Origin of the sequence: Microbispora sp. GKU 823 (genome assembly GCF_002027145.1) — a bacterium.
GTDB classification, from domain to species: Bacteria; Actinomycetota; Actinomycetes; order Streptosporangiales; family Streptosporangiaceae; genus Microbispora; species Microbispora siamensis.
Window position 1 is genome coordinate 128,802 of sequence record NZ_MWJN01000002.1, and the last position, 18,311, is coordinate 147,112.

The 18,311-nt window shown below is 69.6% G+C and carries 17 protein-coding genes and 1 pseudogene; 8 read left to right on the forward strand and 10 right to left on the reverse strand.

Annotation, left to right across the window (positions count from 1 at the left end; translation table 11 throughout):
* The first annotated feature begins 13 nt into the window (after positions 1-13).
* Positions 14-925, forward strand: coding sequence for an aldo/keto reductase (locus B1L11_RS02140; RefSeq protein ID WP_079312891.1), 912 nt, complete (start codon positions 14-16; stop codon positions 923-925).
* 103 nt (positions 926-1,028) lie between these two features.
* Here B1L11_RS02140 and B1L11_RS02145 read toward each other — a convergent pair whose 3' ends face one another.
* Complete coding sequence (locus B1L11_RS02145; protein ID WP_079312634.1) at positions 1,029-1,619, reverse strand: TetR/AcrR family transcriptional regulator; 591 nt, start codon at positions 1,617-1,619, stop codon at positions 1,029-1,031.
* A gap of 122 nt (positions 1,620-1,741) precedes the next feature.
* Here B1L11_RS02145 and wrbA point away from each other — a divergent pair, with 122 nt between their 5' ends.
* Both wrbA and B1L11_RS02155 read left to right on the forward strand, forming a co-directional pair.
* On the forward strand, positions 1,742-2,350 hold the full coding sequence (wrbA, locus tag B1L11_RS02150) for an NAD(P)H:quinone oxidoreductase (protein WP_079312636.1): 609 nt from the start codon (positions 1,742-1,744) through the stop codon (positions 2,348-2,350).
* Between the two features lie 8 nt (positions 2,351-2,358).
* Positions 2,359-2,673, forward strand: a complete 315-nt coding sequence (locus B1L11_RS02155) for a YciI family protein (RefSeq protein ID WP_079312638.1) — start codon at positions 2,359-2,361, stop codon at positions 2,671-2,673.
* Positions 2,674-2,755: 82 nt separating this feature from the next.
* On the opposite strand, the gene B1L11_RS02160 is transcribed toward B1L11_RS02155, so the two are convergent.
* Positions 2,756-3,346: a hypothetical protein gene (locus tag B1L11_RS02160; RefSeq protein ID WP_079312640.1), complete on the reverse strand. Its 591-nt coding sequence runs from the start codon at positions 3,344-3,346 to the stop codon at positions 2,756-2,758.
* 123 nt (positions 3,347-3,469) lie between these two features.
* Between B1L11_RS02160 and B1L11_RS02165 the strand changes: the two genes are divergently transcribed.
* Positions 3,470-4,042 carry a TetR/AcrR family transcriptional regulator gene (locus B1L11_RS02165; protein WP_256862155.1) on the forward strand — a complete coding sequence of 191 codons (573 nt, stop codon included), beginning with the start codon at positions 3,470-3,472 and terminating at the stop codon, positions 4,040-4,042.
* 193 nt (positions 4,043-4,235) lie between these two features.
* Here B1L11_RS02165 and B1L11_RS02170 read toward each other — a convergent pair whose 3' ends face one another.
* Positions 4,236-4,880, reverse strand: a complete 645-nt coding sequence (locus B1L11_RS02170; RefSeq protein ID WP_143736827.1) for a TetR family transcriptional regulator — start codon at positions 4,878-4,880, stop codon at positions 4,236-4,238.
* A gap of 76 nt (positions 4,881-4,956) precedes the next feature.
* Between B1L11_RS02170 and B1L11_RS02175 the strand changes: the two genes are divergently transcribed.
* Positions 4,957-6,255, forward strand: a complete 1,299-nt coding sequence (locus B1L11_RS02175) for a GH1 family beta-glucosidase (RefSeq protein WP_079312648.1) — start codon at positions 4,957-4,959, stop codon at positions 6,253-6,255.
* On the opposite strand, the gene B1L11_RS02180 is transcribed toward B1L11_RS02175, so the two are convergent.
* On the reverse strand, positions 6,237-6,875 hold the full coding sequence (locus B1L11_RS02180) for a hypothetical protein (protein ID WP_143736828.1): 639 nt from the start codon (positions 6,873-6,875) through the stop codon (positions 6,237-6,239). The two genes, B1L11_RS02175 and B1L11_RS02180, sit on opposite strands and share 19 nt — an antisense overlap.
* A gap of 481 nt (positions 6,876-7,356) precedes the next feature.
* Here B1L11_RS02180 and B1L11_RS02185 point away from each other — a divergent pair, with 481 nt between their 5' ends.
* Positions 7,357-10,419, forward strand: coding sequence for a M14 family metallopeptidase (locus B1L11_RS02185; protein ID WP_079312652.1), 3,063 nt, complete (start codon positions 7,357-7,359; stop codon positions 10,417-10,419).
* A gap of 122 nt (positions 10,420-10,541) precedes the next feature.
* On the forward strand, positions 10,542-11,978 hold the full coding sequence (locus B1L11_RS02190) for an aldehyde dehydrogenase (RefSeq protein WP_079312654.1): 1,437 nt from the start codon (positions 10,542-10,544) through the stop codon (positions 11,976-11,978).
* Positions 11,979-12,160: 182 nt separating this feature from the next.
* Here the strand turns inward: B1L11_RS02190 and B1L11_RS02195 are convergent, their stop codons facing one another.
* From B1L11_RS02195 to B1L11_RS02215, 5 genes are read right to left on the reverse strand one after another with little or no spacing between them, the layout of a single operon-like run.
* On the reverse strand, positions 12,161-12,916 hold the full coding sequence (locus B1L11_RS02195) for an alpha/beta hydrolase (protein ID WP_256862156.1): 756 nt from the start codon (positions 12,914-12,916) through the stop codon (positions 12,161-12,163).
* Between the two features lie 50 nt (positions 12,917-12,966).
* A complete protein-coding gene (locus B1L11_RS02200; RefSeq protein WP_143736829.1) occupies positions 12,967-13,494 on the reverse strand; it encodes a hypothetical protein in 528 nt (175 codons plus the stop codon).
* The gene (locus tag B1L11_RS02205) at positions 13,491-13,751 is read right to left on the reverse strand and encodes a hypothetical protein (RefSeq protein ID WP_079312660.1); all 261 of its coding nucleotides are present in this window, start codon (positions 13,749-13,751) and stop codon (positions 13,491-13,493) included. Before B1L11_RS02205 ends, B1L11_RS02200 begins: the two co-directional genes overlap by 4 nt.
* A gap of 28 nt (positions 13,752-13,779) precedes the next feature.
* Complete coding sequence (locus B1L11_RS02210) at positions 13,780-15,003, reverse strand: NRAMP family divalent metal transporter (RefSeq protein ID WP_079312665.1); 1,224 nt, start codon at positions 15,001-15,003, stop codon at positions 13,780-13,782.
* Positions 15,000-15,443 (reverse strand): hypothetical protein, encoded by a 444-nt coding sequence (locus tag B1L11_RS02215; RefSeq protein WP_079312668.1) that lies wholly within the window; start codon positions 15,441-15,443, stop codon positions 15,000-15,002. The genes B1L11_RS02210 and B1L11_RS02215 overlap by 4 nt, the downstream gene beginning before the upstream one ends.
* 304 nt (positions 15,444-15,747) lie before the next feature.
* Between B1L11_RS02215 and typA the strand changes: the two are divergent.
* Positions 15,748-17,600, forward strand: a pseudogene (typA, locus tag B1L11_RS02220) (translational GTPase TypA).
* A gap of 53 nt (positions 17,601-17,653) precedes the next feature.
* Here the strand turns inward: typA and B1L11_RS02225 are convergent.
* A complete protein-coding gene (locus B1L11_RS02225) occupies positions 17,654-18,232 on the reverse strand; it encodes a PadR family transcriptional regulator (RefSeq protein ID WP_079312670.1) in 579 nt (192 codons plus the stop codon).
* Positions 18,233-18,311 lie beyond the last annotated feature (79 nt).

Here is an 18,311-nt window from a genome sequence, read left to right on the forward strand (position 1 = left end):
CAAGGTGGTCGGCATGAGAATCGCTCTGGGAACGATCCCCTTCGGGACCACCGTGGACGAGGCGACCTCGTTCGCCATCCTCGACCGCTTCGTCGAAGGCGGCGGAACGATCCTCGACACGGCCAACAACTATCCGTTCTGGCAGGAGGGCGCGACCGGCGACGAGAGCGAGGCCACCATCGGCCGGTGGCTCGCCTCCCGGCGCAACCGGGACAAGGTGGTGATCAGCACCAAGTGCGGCGCCCGCCCGTCCGTGCCCGGCGCCCGTACGCTCGACGCCGCCGAGGGTCTGTCCGCCGGTGTCATCCGGGCCGCGATCGAGGGCAGCCTGCGGCGTCTCGGCACCGATCACGTGGACGTGTACTGGGCCCACATCGACGACAGGTCCACGCCGTTGGAGGAGACGGTCGCCGCCTTCGACGAACTGGTGCTCGCCGGCAAGGCCAAGGAGGTGGGCGCGAGCAACCACGCGGTGTGGCGGCTGGAGCGGGCCCGCTCACTGGCGGCGGCCCGTGGCGGCACCCGGTACAGCAATGTGCAGCTACGCCACTCCTACCTTCGCCCCCGCCCCGGCGTACGGCTGCCCGAGGGCGGGCACACCCTGGTCACCGAGGAGCTGCTCGACTACGTGCGCTCCGAGGGCGACCTGACGCTGTGGGTCTACACCTCGCTGCTTGCGGGCGCGTACGCCGGAAAGCCGCTGCCCGAGCACTACGACCACCCGGGCACCACCAGGCGGCTCGCCGTGCTGGACGAGGTCGCGGGCGAGCTCGGCGCGACGCGCAACCAGGTCGTGCTCGCCTGGCTGCGGGCGCAGGACATCATCCCGATCGTCGGCGTCAGCTCGGTCGCCCAGCTCGAAGAGCTCCTGGTCGACGTCAAGCTCGACGACGAGCAGATCGCCCGCCTCGACGCCCCCGCCTGACCATCGCATGGCACCTCCGGTGGCGGCACGAACCGGCCCCCGCCACCGGAGTCGGCGTGATCGGCGAGGCCGCCCGCGGGCGGGCGCCCGGTGACGGGCGCCGCTAAAGCCCGAGAAGGCTGTCGATGCCGGCCTTGATCTGGTCCTCCGTCACACCGCACTCGACCGTGAGGTGCTCGAACAGGCTCGGCACGAACGGCGCGAGCAGCAGATGGGCCAGGATCGTGGGGTCCGATTCGGGTCTCATCTCGCGCAGCAGCATGGACACATGCGTGTGCATGGTGAGGTAGGCGCCGCTCTGGTAGCGGGCTCCCGGTGAGGCGCTCTCCGCCGCCGCCATGATCTCGCCCTGCTCGATGATCCGATGGGCGACCGTGTGGAGGAAGGCGCGCAGCCGCTCGGCGGGCGGGGCGCCCGGGCCAAGGGGCGGTGGACCAGACATGAAAGCTTGCTGGAAGCGCTGTTCGCCGTCGTCGAGCACCGCGAACAGGAGGCGGCTCACGTCACCGAACCGGCGGTAGACGGTGCCGACGCCCATGCCCGCGGCGTGCGCCACGGCGTTCATGGTGACGGCTTCCGGGCCCTGCTCCGCGATCAGGCGGGCGGTCGCGTCGAGGATCTTCCGCCGGTTCCGGGCGGCGTCGGCGCGCTCCGGCAGGGCCTGGCCGGTGACGGGAAGCTCGGTGCGGGGCATGTTCCCGAGGCTACCTGAAGTGATCCACCTCCGGGGTTGCAAACCGGATAGTTATCCGATTTACTGCCAACGAACCGGATAACTATCCGCTTGATCGTCGTCACTTCGGAGGAGACGTCACCATGAGTGCCAAGATCGCGGTCATCTACTACTCGGCCACCGGCAACGTCCACCAGCTCGCCAAGGCGGTCGCCGAGGGCGCGGAGAAGGCCGGTGCCGACGTCCGGCTGCGCCGCGTCCCCGAGCTGGCCCCGGACTCCGCCATCGACGCCAACCCGGCCTGGCGCGAACACATCGAGGCCGCCAAAGACGTCGAGGTCGCCACACTGGACGATCTGGTTTGGGCGGACGCCTACGCCTTCGGCTCGCCGACCCGTTTCGGCAACATCGCGTCACAGCTCAAGCAGTTCATCGACACCACGGGCGGCATCTGGCAGCAGGGCGTCATGGCCGACAAGCCCGCCACCGGTTTCGCCAGCGCCCACAACGCCCACGGCGGCAACGAGTCGACGATCCTCGCCCTCTACAACACCTTCCACCACTGGGGTTCGATCATCGTCTCGCCCGGTTACACCGACCCGGTGGTGTACCCCGCGGGCGGCAACCCGTACGGCACCGCCCACCGGGGCGGCGCGGGCACCCCGTCCGAGGAGACCCTCGCAGCGGCCCGCTACCAGGGCGAACGCCTGGCGGACATCACTACCCGCCTCCTGGCCGGCCGGGCTGCTTGAATGGCGGCATGCTGCACCTGCTGATCGTGAACTACACGGGCTCCGAGGAAGACGCCGCTCCCTTCGTTCGCGATCACGTCGGCTATCTCGAACGGCACCACGCGGACGGCGTCTTCCTGGTGTCGGGGCAGACGGTGCCGTCGTCACAGGGCGGGGCCATCCTGGCCTGCGGCGTGGACCGCGAGACCATCGAGCGGATCAGCGCCGAGGACCCGTTCGTCGTGAACGGCGTCGCGACCCACTCGATCACGACGATCGAGCCGGGACGGGTCCATCCGGCTCTGGCAGAGCTCCTGGCCGCGACGGAGGCATCGCGAGACTGACCGCCAGGAGTCATGCCTGTCCCCCGCTTCCTGGCCCTGCCGACGGTGCCGGTCGCGTACGCCCTGGGCGCGGACACCGTGGTCAGCGGCTGGCAGTTTCGGCAGCGGGGCGGGGTTCAGTGCTCTTCGCGGTGCGGTGCAGACGCAGAGCGGAGATGAGGAAGAAGACGCCGCCGACGGTCGCGTACCCGGCGAGGCTTGTCAGCGACGCGGTCGGCGTACCGGCCTGGAGGATGAACCCCGTCCCGGCGATCGTGGAGATCGCACCACTGAGGATCATCGCCCATTGGCCGCCGAGCCTGCGGCGGCTGACGGCCACGATGAGCTGCACGATCCCGGCGGTAATCGCCCAAGCACCCCAGACCCGCAGTACCGCGGGCACGCCCGAGGTGGCCGTGGCGGCCAGGCCGATGGCGGCGAGCAGGCTGAGGGCCAGGTTGACGTACAGGGCTGCGGCGGGGCGCGCGGTTTGCGAGGAACGCAGATCGATGATGGCCGCGGCGACGTCGAACAGCGGGTAGATCACGAGCAGTGCCACACTCACTGGGCCAGTAGCCGGCCCGGTGACGAACATCAGGACCGCCCAGATGAGGGCGAATCCGAATCGCACCACGTAGAGGTTCCGCAACGCCGCGGCAGTGCGACCGGCGTTCACATCAGTGACGGTGGTCATTCTCTATCTCTTTTCGCTAGGGGGAGTAGGTAGAATGACTAGTAACTCTACCTGAGGTGACGGTAGCCCGGCGGTGAGGTCCGGCGCAAGGGGCGAAGAGAAGGGACGCGTATGATCTCGAGCATGAACAGCCCCATGCGTGAGCGCCTCCTTGAGGCGGCGACCGAGCTGTTCTACGCACACGGGCTCCGCGCGGTGAGCGTCGACAAGGTCATCGACCTCGCCGGCACGACGAAGGTGACGTTCTACCGACACTTCAAGAGCAAGGACGACCTCGTCGTCGCTTACCTCGAACGCCGCGCCGCACTCGAGCGAGACGGCATCGATGAGGCGATCAAGCAGGGCAACGGCGATGTCGATGCCACCCTGCGGGTGATCTCCGAGGCGATCGGGATCATCGCCTGCGCGCCCGGCTTCCGCGGCTGCCCCTTCATCAACGCCGCCGCCGAATACCCTGACCCGGACAGCCCGGTCCGCAAGGTCGTCGACGCGCATCGCCGCTGGAACAAGAGGACGTTCGAACAGCTCATCGCCCCGCTCGGTATCGCGAATTCCGGAGACGTCGCCGACGACCTGATGCTGATTCGCGATGGCGCCATGGTCGCCGGATACCTCGACCAGCCGGCGACCGTCGCCGCCTCGTTCCTCCGCAGTAGCCAGGCCGTTATCGCCACCGGCAACTCGACTCAGAGCTGAGCCCGCTGCCTTCGACGTCGGCCACTCGACTACAACGCGGCGGATGTGGTGGCGTTATGAAGTTGATCCCAAGGGGTGACGCGTGTGGCGGCGTCCGTGCGGTTCGACTACAGAGCACAAGCGCCTGCGGGCTTCGGTCGCTCAGAGCAGGCGTGGCGAGCACGAGCCCGATCGCGTACAGACGTATAGGCGCTTACCGGAGGTGGTCGGAGAGGTAGCGGCGGACGAGGCGTTTGCATTCGGCGATGAGGTCGGGGGCGCCGTCGGGGTGGGCGCGGAAGGCCAGCTTGAGCACGGCGTCGGCGGCCTCCACGGCGACAACGAAGGCGCGCGACAGGCCGTCGCCCGGCACCACGCCGAGCAGATCCACGATGAGAGAACGCAGACGGTCGGCGACGACCACGTTGTTCTCCAGCGCCTCGTCGAGCATCCGCTGGGTGCCGGGAAGGGCGGGCCCGCCGGGAGCGGCGAGCACCTCGCCGAAGTCCACCACTCCGAAGCCGGGCGTGGTCCGCTTCATGCGGACGAACTCGTCGACGACCAGGTCCACGACGCCGGTCCAGTCGGACAGCGGCGCGGCGGCCAGCCGGGAGGCGATTCGGTCCAGGTACGCCTCCAGGTTCCGCAGCGCGAGCGCGCGGACCAGGCTCTGCTTGTCGGTGAAGAACTGGTAGAAGGTCCCGATCGGCACCTCGGCGCGGCGGGCGACCTCCTTGGTGGTCAGGGCGGCGTACCCCACCTCGTCGAGCAGCAGGGCGCACTCGTCCAGCATGCGCTCGACCCGCTCCTGACTGCGGCGCTGTGCGGGCCGTCGGCGCAAGGCTCCCCCTGTTGTCATTCCGCCATTCTCTCCCGCTTTTCGGACAACCGAGTTAACATGAGTTCTCCTCATATTAGTTGAGAGAGGCGGCACAATGTTCCTCTGGGGTACGGCCACCGCGTCCTACCAGATCGAAGGAGCGGTCACCGAGGACGGCAGAGGGCCTTCCGTCTGGGACACCTTCTCCCACACGCCCGGCAGGGTCCGCGACGGGCACACGGGCGACGTGGCCTGCGACCACTACCACCGCTACCTCGAGGACGTGGCGCTCATGGCCGGCCTCGGCGTGAACGCCTACCGCTTCTCCATCGCCTGGCCGCGGGTGATGCCCACCGGCGCCGGCCCGGTCAACCAGGCCGGACTCGACTTCTACGACCGTCTCGTGGACGCGCTGTGCGAGCGCGGCATCACTCCCGTGCCGACGCTCTTCCACTGGGACCTGCCGCAGGCGCTGGAGGACGAGGGCGGCTGGCTCAACCGTGACACCTCCCGCCGTTTCGCCGACTACGCCGCCGTCGTGGCCGAACGGCTGGCCGACCGCGTACGCATGTGGATCACGCTCAACGAGCCGTTCGTCCACATGGTGGAGGGATACGGCCTGGGCATACACGCCCCGGGCAGGGCGCTCATGTTCGACGCGCTGCCGGTGGCCCACCACCAGTTGCTCGGGCACGGCCTGGCCACGCAGGCCCTGCGGGCGGCGGGGGCGGAGCAGGTGCTCATCACCAACAACTGCACCCCGGTCTGGCCCGCCTCCGGCTCGCCGGAGGACCTGGCCGCCGCCGAGACGTACGACATCCTGCACAACCGGCTGTTCAACGACCCGGTCCTCACCGGCGCGTACCCCGATCTGTCGGCGTTCGGCGTCGAAATTCCCGTGAGACCCGGCGACCTGGAGACGATCGCCCAGCCCCTCGACGGATTGGGGATCAACTACTACAACCCCACCCGGATCGGCGGCCCCGGCGGGGACGGCCTGCCGTTCCGGTTCGAGGAGATCTCCGGCGTTCCCACCACCGCGTTCGGCTGGCCCGTCGTCCCCGACGGCCTGCGCGAACTGCTCGACTCCCTCAAGGCGCGGTACGGCGACGCGCTGCCACCCGTCTACATCACCGAGAACGGCTGCTCGTACGACGGACTGGACGACCAGGAGCGGATCGCCTACCTCGACGGCCACATCACGGCGATGCGCCAGGCGGACGTGGACCTGCGGGGCTACTTCGTCTGGTCACTGCTGGACAACTTCGAGTGGGCCGAGGGCTACCACCAGCGGTTCGGCCTGGTCCACGTCGACTTCGAGACCCAGCAGCGCACTCCGAAGGCGTCCTACCACTGGCTGCGGAAGTTCCTGGAGGCCACCGACACGCTGGAGGTTCAGAGCACCGACACGTGAACGTGGTCGTAGTGGTTGGCGGTGATGCCGCCGCGGTCGGACATCATCCGCCAACCGGCATGCGTACGCATGTCGTAGTAGCGCTGCTGCCAGATGATGTACATGATCCCGTACTCGCTCGCGTGATCGATGCACCACTGCGCCAGGGCGTCGCCGCGCTCCTTGGCCACCGCGTCGGGCATGCGGCCGCCGCTGCTCATCATGAAGTCGCAGGCCCGGCCCTTGCCATGTTCTCCCGGGTCGCCGGGCCGTAGGCAGCCAACACCGAAAGGCATCGGAAACTGCGACATGATGGCGTTGCGCGTCGAGATCATGCGCTGCGTCAGGCCGCTGCCGGCGTCGGGCGTCTGGAAGCCGTACTTGGCCATCAGCCGCTCGACCTCGCCGCGCCTCGCCTTGAGCTCCTTGATGTGGGCCTGCAGCTTGTCGATCTCGTCTGCGGCCGCGGCGGCCGCCTTCTTCTGCTTGGCGACGAGATCCTTGACGCTGTTGAGCCGCTCGGTCCTGGCGTTGCCCAGATAGGCCAGCGTCGCCAGCGAACTCGGGTCGACCGACAAGGAGAAGAGCCGGGAGGCGTCCGCGCCCCCGCTCATGTACGAAGTCTGGGCGAACGCGGCCACCTGCCGCTGGGCCGCGAGCAGGTCCCCCTTCAGCTTCCTGACCCTGCCGGACGCCTTCTGCGCGGCCCGCTTCGCGTCGTCCAGGCTGAGGATCTCGCCGCGGTACTCCTTCTGGAGCGCGGCGGCCTCCTGGGTGAGCTTGCGGAGCTTGGCCTGCTGGTCCGGCTCGGCCTCGGCGGTGAGCGCACCCGAGACGCGCCCGAGACAGACGGTGCGACGAGCAGCGCGGTGGTGACCACCGCCAGCCTGGCCCAGCGTCCCGACCGCACGCGACCTCCACTCGGATTCGGCCTGAAACTATAGAAGACGATCTTTACGTCTGCTACCGGAACAGGTGAAACTCTTGGGATCAAAGCGGACAACCGCCGGATTCTCCATGCTGTGACCAATTCGAGACTTACGCGTCGCCTTACCGCACTTGAACGGGGTTTGACCCCGGCGGAGATTCGGGAGATCGTCACCCCCCACGAAGGGCTCACCGATGTCCCGACGAGAGATCGTCTCGACTCTGGCCGCCGCGGCTCTCGGCGCGGCGCTCCTGCTGCCGGTCTCCCCGGCGCAGGCCGGCCAGGGCGACCCGCTCCCCCCAACGGACCAAGCCGACCTCTACCAGCTCGACAGCGCGCCCGGCACCTCGGGCACGCTGACCCAGAAGGGCTTCGACGTCGTCCAGCGGCACCTCGCGGGCGACAAGGAGCACGTCGAACTGACGGCGACGCCCGCCGAGCTCAAGAAGCTCCAGATCCTGGGCTTCCGGCCCGAGCCGGTGCGCAACCCCCAGGGCCAGACGCAGTTGCAGGCCGCCAAGGCGCAGGCGGCCGGCGGATACACCGTCTGGAAGTCCTACTCGGAGAAGGGCGGGATCGCCGACCAGCTCCGATCCATCGCGGACGCCAACAAGGACATCGCGAAGCTGGAGACGATCGGCAAGACCCTCCAGAGGAAGGACATCCTCGCGCTGAAGCTGACGAAGCTGGCCCGGGTGCTGCCCGACGGCGTCAAGCCGTCCGTGCTCTACTCGGCCACCCAGCACGCGCGTGAGTGGATCGCGGCCGAGGTCGACATGCGGCTGCTGAAGTATCTGGTGGCCAACAAGGGCACATCCGACGTCGGCCGGCTGCTGACCACCACCGAGGTGTGGTTCGTGCCGGTCGCCAACCCCGACGGCTACGACTTCACCTTCACCGAGGGCAACCGCCTCTGGCGCAAGAACCTCCGGGACAACGACGGCGACGGCCAGATCACGGGCAACGACGGCGTCGACCCCAACCGCAACTTCCCCACCCGCTGGGGGTACGACGAAGAGGGCTCCTCCAGCGTCTTCAGCAGCGAGACCTACCGCGGCACCGGCCCGGCCTCGGAGCCCGAGACGCGGGCCATGGACGGCCTGCTCAAGCGGCTGCGCTTCAAGGCGCAGGTCAACTACCACTCCTACGGCCCGCTGCTGCTGTATCCCGAGGGCTGGCAGGTCGAGACGAAGACCGCGGACGACCCCGTCTACCTGGCGCTGACCGGCACCGACGAGAACCCGGCCGTCCCCGGCTTCGACCCCGGGGTCGGCGCCGAGCTCTACACGACGAACGGCGAGACCACCGACCACGCCCACAAGGCGTACGGCACGCTCGCCTGGACGCCGGAGCTGGACGAGGGCTGCGACGGCTGCGGCTTCGTCTTCCCCGACGACGAGGCGCTGGTGCAGGCCGAGTTCGAGAAACAGCTTCCCTTCGCGCTCGACGTCCTGAAGTCGGCGCCGAACCCGAGCGAGCCGGTCAGCCACCTCGGCAACACCGTGCCCGACTTCGTCGTGGACGCGTTCGACGTCAGCTACGGCACCGACCAGGTCGTACAGGTGGACGCCAAGCGCAAGCTCGGGCCGGTGTTCCTCGACTACCAGATCAAGGGCGGGCGCACCAGGACCGTCCCGACCTCCGAGTGGAAGGGCGGCGAGCGGTACGGCGACGGCTACGACACCTACTTCCACCAGCTCAGGGGCACGGTCAAGGGCGCGAAACCCGGCGACACCGTGAAGGTGTGGTTCCGCTCGCTCACGAAGAAGAGCGAGGCGTTCACCTACAAGGTCGCCACGGACATCGGCGGCAAGGTCCTGATCGTCGCGGCGGAGGACGTCACGGGCGTCAGCCCGGTCCAGGGCGTCACGGAGGCGAAGTACGCCGACGACTACGCCAAGGCGCTCGCGGAGGCCGGCTACTCCTCCGACGTGTACGACGTGGACAAGAACGGCCGCAAGGCGCCTCACCCGCTCGGGGTCCTCAGCCACTACAAGGCCGTCGTCTGGGAGACCGGCGACGACATCATCCCCCGCGCGTCCGGGCAGCCCGGCGGCACCGCCGCCAACCTGGCCGAGGCCCTGGAACTGGCGTTCCGCGACTACCTCAACGAGGGCGGCAAGCTGCTCGCCGCCGGCAAGTACGCGCTGTACGCCCAGAACGCCAACGGCTCCTACTGGTACGAGCCGGACTACCCGGCGCAACCCGAGTGCACGACCCTGAGCAAGCCGCCGTGCCTCTCGCTGAGCAACGACTTCGTGCAGTACTACCTGGGCGCCTACACCTTCGTGGAGGGCGGCGGCCAGGACGCCGACGGGAACACGCTGCCGCTGCGGGGCGCCGGCGGCGCCTTCGCCGGCTTCACCGGCACGCTCAACGGCGGCGACTCGCCCGGAAACCAGAACCGCACCGCCTCGTTCGTCACTACCTCCTCGGTCCTGCCGGCCGACCGGTTCCCGCAGTTCGCCAGTTCGGCCCCGCTCAAGTGGCAGTACGGCGCGGGAGCGCCGTTCAGCCCGCGCACCGGCGCCTGGGACGTGCAGAGCGGCCAGGCGGACGTGTCCTACAAGCGCCTGACGAGGACGATCGACCTCACCGGCAAGACCAGTGGCGAGCTGTCGTTCTGGACGTCGTACAACACCGAGCCGGACTGGGACTTCCTGACCGTCGAGGCGCACACGGCGGGCCAGGACGACTGGACGACGCTGCCCGACGCCAACGGGCACACCTCGGACGCGGCCGGTGAGAGCTGCGCCGCCGGCTGGGTGGACATCCATCCGTTCACCGCCCATTACCAGACGTACGACGGCGCGTCGTCCTGCACCGCCACCGGCACGACCGGTGCGTGGCACGCCGCCTCCGGCTCGTCCAACGGCTGGCAGCAGTGGTCGGTCGACCTGTCGGCGTACGCGGGCAAGAAGGTCGAGGTGTCGATCTCCTACATCAGCGACTGGGGCACCCAGGGCCTCGGCGTGTGGCTGGACGACGTGGCCGTCAAGGCCGACGGCGCCACCCTCGCGGAGACCTCGTTCGAGGACGACCTGGGCGGCTGGACGGTCGCCGGGCCGCCTCCCGGGTCGGCGACCGCGTTGAACGACTGGGCGCGCAGCGACCGGTCGCTCGACGACGGCGCGGGCATCGCCACGAAGGACACGGTCTACTTCGGCTTCGGCGCGGAGGGCGCGACGACGCAGGCGATGCGGACGGATCTGGTCCGGCGGTCGATGACCCACCTGCTCGGGCGGGCGCTTCCGTAGGACCCGCGGTCCGGCCCGTGCCGCCCGGCGCGGGCCGGACCACGGCGGCTCTTGCCAAGGCCGAGCAGAACATGGTTCGGTCAGACTGAGTGCGCGAAGGCGCGCCCGATCAGGAGGCAGGCATGCTGCAGCACGACACGCTGTTCATCGGGGGCGACTGGGTGGCCCCCGCGGGCACGGGCACGATCGAGGTGATCTCTCCCCACAGCGAGGAGGTCGTCGGCCGCGTGCCGGACGGCACCGCCGCCGACATGGACCGGGCCGTCGCGGCCGCCAGGGACGCCTTCGACAACGGGCCCTGGCCGCGGATGACGATGGCCGAGCGCGCGGCGGTCGTGGGCCGGCTGGCGGAGATCTACGAGGCGCGCCAGGCCGAGATGGCGGAGATCATCACGACGGAGATGGGCTCTCCGATCACGTTCTCCCAGCTCGCCCAGGCACCGCAGCCGCTGGGCATGCTCAAGTACTACGCCGGCCTCGGGGCGACGTTCCCCGAGGAGGAGGAGCGGCCCGGCCTGTTCGGCCCGGTGATCGTCCGACGCGAGCCGGTCGGCGTGGTGGCGGCCGTCGTCCCCTGGAACGTCCCCCAGTTCGTCACCATGACCAAGCTGGCCCCGGCGCTCGTCGCGGGCTGCACCGTGGTGCTCAAGCCCGCTCCCGAGACGCCGCTCGACTCCTACCTGCTCGCCGAGATGGTCAAGGAGGCCGGCATCCCCGCCGGGGTCGTCAACATCGTCGCGGCCGGCCGCGAGGCGGGCGAGCACCTCGTCTCCCACCCGGACGTCGACAAGGTCGCCTTCACCGGCTCGACCGCCGCCGGCCGCAGGATCGCGTCGATCTGCGGCGAGCAGCTCAAGCGCTGCACGCTCGAACTCGGCGGCAAGTCCGCGGCGATCATCCTGGACGACTGCGACCTGCCCTCGGCCATGGGCTTCCTGTCGATGGCCTCGCTGATGAACAACGGCCAGGCGTGCGTCGCGCAGACCCGCATCCTCGCCTCCCGCAACCGCTACGACGAGGTGGTCCAGGCCGTCGCCGAGATGGTGACGAGCCAGCAGGTGGGCGACCCCGCCGACCCGGCCACCGGGATCGGGCCGCTGGTGGCCAGGCGGCAGCAGGAGCGGGTCGAGGGCTACATCAGGGCGGGCATCGAGGAGGGCGCCAAGCCCGTGGTCGGCGGCCTCGACCGGCCGTACGACCGGGGCTGGTACGTCGCCCCGACCGTCTTCGCCGGGGCCACCAACGACATGCGCATCGCCCGTGAGGAGATCTTCGGCCCGGTGCTGACGGTGATCCCGTACGAGGACGAGGCGGACGCGGTGCGGATCGCCAACGACAGCGACTACGGCCTGTCGGGCTCGGTCTGGACGGCCGACACCGAGCGCGGGATGGACGTCGCCCGCCGGGTGCGCACCGGCACGTACGGCGTCAACATGATGCACACGCTCGACCCGAACACGCCGTTCGGCGGCTTCAAGGCCAGCGGCCTCGGCCGGGAGCTCGGACCCGAGGGCCTGTCGGCCTACCTGGAGACCAAGTCGATCGCCCGCCTGGGCTGAACGCCTGCTGAGCTGAACGCGTCCCTCCGGCCCGGTACGGCGTGCGTGCCGTACCGGGCCGGTGAAACCGCCCAGCGCGCCCCCGCGACGCTGGGCCACACCCGTGTGAGGGCGTGCGCCGATCCCCAATCGGCGGCGCGGATGGAGGGGTTCCGGATCCGCACAACCCTCATAGACGACACTTATGGGGTTTTGGTTCGCGAAATCCAGTGACCAATTTTTCGGACCAGGCCGGGGGTGGCCGCCGCCTCCGCATGGCCGTAGCCGGGCTCGATCCACAGCTCCTTCGGCTCGCCGGCGTACTCGTACAACTGGTAGGCGTGCTCGGTGGGGAAGAACGGGTCGCTGTCGCCGTGGACGATCAGCAGCGGCGTGGGCGCGACCAGGGCCGCCGCCTCGTACGGCGGGAGCGGGACGGGGTCCCATCCGGCGCCCGCGATCCTGGTGCGCTTGACCAGCCGGGCCGCCAGCCGGCCGTGCCAGCGTTCGATCGCCCAGTGGACCTGGCGCATCGGCTTGGTGTCGCGGTAGTACCAGCGGGCCGGGCCGCTCACCGACACCACCCCGTCCACGCCCCCGTGCAGCGCGGCGTGCCGCACGACCACGGCGGCGCCCATCGAGAAGCCGACCGTGGCGATCCGGCGGTAGCCGATCGCGCGGGCGTGCTTGACCGCCGCGTCCACGTCGAGGACCTCCAGGTCGCCCACCGTGGACTGGCCGCCGGAGCGTCCGTGCCCCCGGAAGTCGAACGACACCACTCCGCCGAACTTCGACAGGACGTGCACGATGCGCCGGGTGTCCGGCCCTCTCCACGTGCCGGTGAAGCCGTGCGCGACGACGATTCCGAGATCGAGTGAGCCGTTGGGCGTGTGCGCCGCGTCGATGCGGACACCGTCCGCCGTGCGCAGCATCGCTCCGAAAGCAGCAGCGAGAGCCATGCCCCCGACCTTATTTCCCACCACTTCACCCCCTGCGCGACGGGGATCTTTCAGAGGTCGGCCGTCGAGCGCAGCCGGTCCCAGGCGACCCCCAGCCTGACCTCCTCGTCGTCGAGTGACTCGATCTGGTCCCACTCGGCGTACCGGATCTCGCCGTGCATGCGCCGCACGAGGGCGCCGAGCAGCGACGGCCGCCACAGCCCGGGGCCGCGCTCGTACCCGAAGAGCTGCCCGGCACGCCGCCGGGCGATCAGCAGCCCGGCCAGCCGGAACGCCTGATGGACCTCGGCCAGCAGCGGCCCGTCCTGGACGAGACGGACGTCCACCGTGTCGCCCGCGACCTCCCCCGACGGACCGCGGACGGTACGGCCGAGCAGCCCGCCGAGCCGCATGCTGTCCGGCCTGTCCTCCCACCTCTCCCGCACCCGGAGGGTCCTTTCCGGGGCATCCTGCTCCTCCGTACCGGCCGCTCCGGGGATGCGGCTGACGACGTTCCTGGTCAGCCAGCGCTCCAGCGCCAGGTCCTGCCGGCGGCCGGCCACCCGTACGGCGCTGCCGATCTCGGTCACCACGCTCATCTCGATGCGGTACGGCCCGGGCCGCTCCTCCCCCCGGAACGAGGCGGTCCGGTCTCCGTCATCAGCCATCCCGGCAGGCCGCCGAGCCGCGGGCCGAGCGCCAGCGGACCGGACAGGATCGCGGTGACGTACGGCCGGTCGCCGGGCTGCACCTCCAGGTCGTCCACCTTGCACAGCAGGCGGTCGTCGCTCTCCCTGACGACCTGCCGGTCGAGCAGGTGCAGGCGGGCGTGCAGCACCCGTGCCGGCTCACTCATCGACCCCTCACCTCCTCGTACGGCGCCGTCACTGCCCTGCCTTGGTCGCGAGCATCAGGGGGATGGCCGCGACCGCCACGACGAGAAGCAGCACCATGTAGAAACTTCCCAGCACGTTGCTGAATCTGCCGTTGACCTTCTCCCCCATGTAGTCGGGATCGTTGGCGATCATGAGAACCGGCAGGTAGGTGAGCGGAAGGGCCGCGGCCGAGAAGACCAGCGAATACTCGGTCACCTTGATCGGGTCGATGGTGGTGAGGATCAGCGCGGTCGCGACGATCACCGACGCCAGCACGGTCACGTGGAACCGGGCGGCGCGGCCGGGCACCACGTACTTGCCCCACTGCCAGCCGAAATACTGGCTCAGCGAGTAGCCGGACGACAGCGCGGTCTCCAGCGTCGCGCCGAACGTGGCCGCGAACACCCCGAGGATCACCACACCGAGCCCGATCTTTCCCACTCCCTCGGCGACCGGGAGCACCATCTGCCCGAGCGAGTCGGGCTCGGCCTCGACCGGCATGAACACGGTCGCCGCGCACGCCGCGATCGTCAGCGACAGCACCCCGCCGAGGGGGAAGCCGACGAACACGTTGGCCCGCGCCGTCACCAGATCCTTGCGCGTCCACTTCTCCTCGACGCCGCCGGAGGAGAAGAAGAACACCTCGTACGGCGTCATCGCCCCGCCGAGCAGCGCGATCGCGTAGTAGAGGTAGGTCGGCACGCCCTCGTCCTGCGGCGGCCGGGTGAGCTGCGTGGTCAGCTCGCCCCAGTCGGGCCCGAGCTGCCACAGCGCCACGATGAACACGACGAGCGCGAGCCCGGCCAGCCCGAAGACGCGCTCCATGGTCTCGAACTTCACCCGCCACATGACCAGCCAGGCGACCAGGGCCACGGGCGGCACCCACAGCAGGTAGTTGAGCCCGGTCGCCAGCTCCAGCGCGAGCGCGGCGCCGCCGATCTCGGCCGCGAGCGTGAGCACGTTGATGAAGAACGACGCGCCGAGGTTGACCAGCCCGGCGCGGGGGCCCATGCGCTCGCGGACGAGGTCGAAGACCGGCCGCTGCGACACCGCCGCGATCCTGCCGGACATCTCGGCGAAGACGCAGATCCCGATGATGCCGACGACCACCACCCAGGCGAGGGACATCCCGAATCTCGCCCCCACGACGGCGTTGGCCACCAGGTCGCCGATGTCCACGAAGCCGCCGAAGGCCGTCAGGATGCCGAGCGTGACCGCGACCAGTTTCTTCACTTGTGCTTCTCCGCGAAGTCGCTCAGCTCGCGCGCGAGCCCGTCCAGCTCCCGTGCGGCCTCCTCCGGGTCCTGCACCCCGTCGCGGCGCGCCTGGATGAGCAGGTCCTCCACCTCGCTCTCGGCCTTCTCGGTGAGGCGCAGCACCTCGTCCCTGATCCGGTCGGAGGCGTCCGAGGGCGGCTGCACGCCGCCGAACTGGTCGTTCACGCTGCTCAGGTCCTGCACCGCCTCGGTCAGCACGACCTCGGCGTACGGACCGGTCATCCGGTCCCGGTAGGCGACGGCGGAGCGGGCGAAGCGCAGGGCCGAGACGGCGGACTCGGCCGTCTTCCCGGCCTTCAGCGCGTAGTCGTGGTCGTCCCATGCGGGGCTGACGCAGGCGGACAGCAGGAGTGCCGTGAGGAGGGCGAGCGGCGCCAGCCGAGCCGACGGGATCATGTGCGCCGCCGCAGCAGGAGGTAGGCGAGGACGAGGATCGGCACCAGTAACTCCGCCCAGGCGATCAGCAGGACGAGACCTTCATCCGTCACAGCCGACCCACCTGCCCGAACGGAAAGCCTTTAGACAGGATGGAATGCGATCCGCGGCGAGGGCGTTGCCATCGAGGGTCCCGTACGGCGGCGGCGTGTGGCGGCGAGCGGGATCAACTAAAATGGCTGGGCCGTGTCATGCGGCGGATGTGCGTCTCGCTTCGGTCCCGGGACGCGGACGACACCCCGACGAACCAGAGCGAGACTTCACTATGCCTATGAACACCCGCGACGACCTGCGGAACATCGCGATCATCGCGCACGTCGACCACGGCAAGACCACGCTGGTCGACGCGATGCTGTGGCAGTCCGGCGCGTTCCGGGCCAACCAGGACGTCGACGAGCGGGTCATGGACTCCAACGACCTGGAGCGCGAGAAGGGGATCACCATTCTCGCGAAGAACACCGCGGTCCGGCACGGCGGCATGACCCTGAACATCATCGACACGCCCGGCCACGCCGACTTCGGCGGCGAGGTCGAGCGCGGCCTGTCGATGGTGGACGGCGTGGTGCTGCTGGTGGACGCCTCCGAGGGCCCGCTGCCGCAGACCCGCTTCGTGCTGCGCAAGGCGCTCGCCGCGAAGATGCCGGTGATCCTGTGCATCAACAAGGTGGACCGGCCGGACGCCCGCATCGCCGAGGTCGTCGACGAGGTGTACGAGCTGTTCATCGACCTCGACGCCACCGAGGAGCAGATCGACTTCCCGATCGTGTACGCCTCGGCCAAGGCCGGACGGGCCTCGCTGGAGCGCCCCGCCGACGGCGGCATGCCGGACTCCCCCGACCTGGAGCCGCTGTTCGAGACGATCAAGAACACGATCCCGGCGCCGGTCTACGACCCGTCCGCGCCGCTCCAGGCCCATGTCACCAACCTCGACGCGTCCAGCTACCTGGGCCGTATCGCGCTGTGCCGCGTCCACCAGGGCACGATCCGCAAGGGCCAGCAGGTCGCGTGGTGCCGCACCGACGGCAGCGTGCAGCGGGTCAAGATCTCCGAGCTGCTGATGACCGAGGCGCTGGAGCGCAAGCCCGCCGAGGAGGCAGGGCCCGGCGACATCATCGCGATCGCCGGCATCCCGGACATCATGATCGGTGAGACGCTGGCCGACCCGGACGACCCGCGCCCGCTGCCGCTGATCACGGTCGACGAACCGGCGATCTCCATGACGATCGGCACCAACACCAGCCCGCTGGTCGGCAAGGTCAAGGGCGCCAAGGTCACCGCCCGCCTCGTGAAGGACCGCCTCGACAAGGAGCTGGTCGGCAACGTCTCGCTGCGCGTGCTGCCCACCGAGAGCCCGGACGCCTGGGAGGTGCAGGGCCGCGGCGAGCTGGCCCTGGCGATCCTCGTGGAGCAGATGCGCCGCGAGGGCTACGAGCTGACGGTCGGCAAGCCGCAGGTCGTGACCAAGGTCGTCGACGGCAAGGTGCACGAGCCGGTCGAGCGCCTCACGGTCGACTGCCCCGAGGAGTACCTGGGCGCCGTCACCCAGCTCCTGGCCGTACGGAAGGGCCGCATGGAGCACATGACCAACCACGGCACCGGCTGGATCCGCATGGAGTTCCTGGTGCGGCCCGCGGCCTGATCGGCTTCCGCACCGAGTTCCTCACCGAGACCCGCGGCACCGGCCTCGTGCACCACGTGTTCGAGACGTACGAGCCGTGGTTCGGCGACCTGCGCACCCGCAACAACGGCTCGCTGGTCGCCGACCGCGCGGGCCAGGTCACCGCGTTCGCCATGCTCAACCTGCAGGAGCGCGGCACGCTGTTCGTCTCCCCCGGCACCGAGGTGTACGAGGGCATGATCATCGGGGAGAACTCCCGCTCCGACGACATGGACGTGAACATCACCAAGGAGAAGAAGCTCACCAACATGCGCTCCTCCACCAGTGAGGAGACCGAGAAGGTGATCCCGCCGCGCGTCCTGTCCCTGGAGCAGGCCCTGGAGTTCATCCGCGACGACGAGTGCGTGGAGATCACCTCGGAGACCGTGCGCATCCGCAAGGTCGTCCTTGACGCGGCCAGCCGTGGCCGCGCCGCCGCCCGCGCGAAACGAGCCAACTGAGCTCCTTCATCCGAGGCCCCCGCCGATTCGATCGGCGGGGGCCTCTGCTTTGGTCAGGAGTCGCTCGCCGGCCAGGTCAGCCGGCCCGCGCGCAGGTCGTCCACGACCGACCGCAGCCAGCGCTCCTCCGCCTCGGTGACCGCGAGCACGTACTCGCTCTCGATGACGGCGACCCTGGGCAGGTCGCCCGTCTGTGCCGCCAGCGCGGCCTCCAGGCCCGCCCGCGTCTCCGCCAGCCGCTCGGCACGGCGTTCCAGCAGCCGCAGCGCGTCCTCCGGCGGGATCATCATCAGGTGTGACAGTGCCGCGGGGAACTGCGGGAACTCCTGCTTGGGCACGGCCAGCATCTGGTCCAGCCACTCACGGGCGACGCGCCGTCCCGCGTCGGTGAGCTCGTACACGGTCCGCTCCGGATAGGCCGGGTCGCGGGTGGTCTCGCGGACCGCGATCAACCCCTCGGCGTGCAGCCGCTCGATCGTGCGGTAGAGCCCGGCCCGCTGGCTCACGTTGACGACCTGGTCCTTGCCCCATTGCTTGATCAGCCGCTGCACGGCGTACGGGTGCATCGGCTCGTGGTGCAGCAGTGCCAGCACGGTCAGCGCGAGCGGGGAACTGCGGACGGAAGCGCTCATGCCCCGCATCCTAGCCTCAGACGAACTAGTTGACGAGCAACTAGTAGCAATGCAACTATTCCAACTGCGACCGATCAAC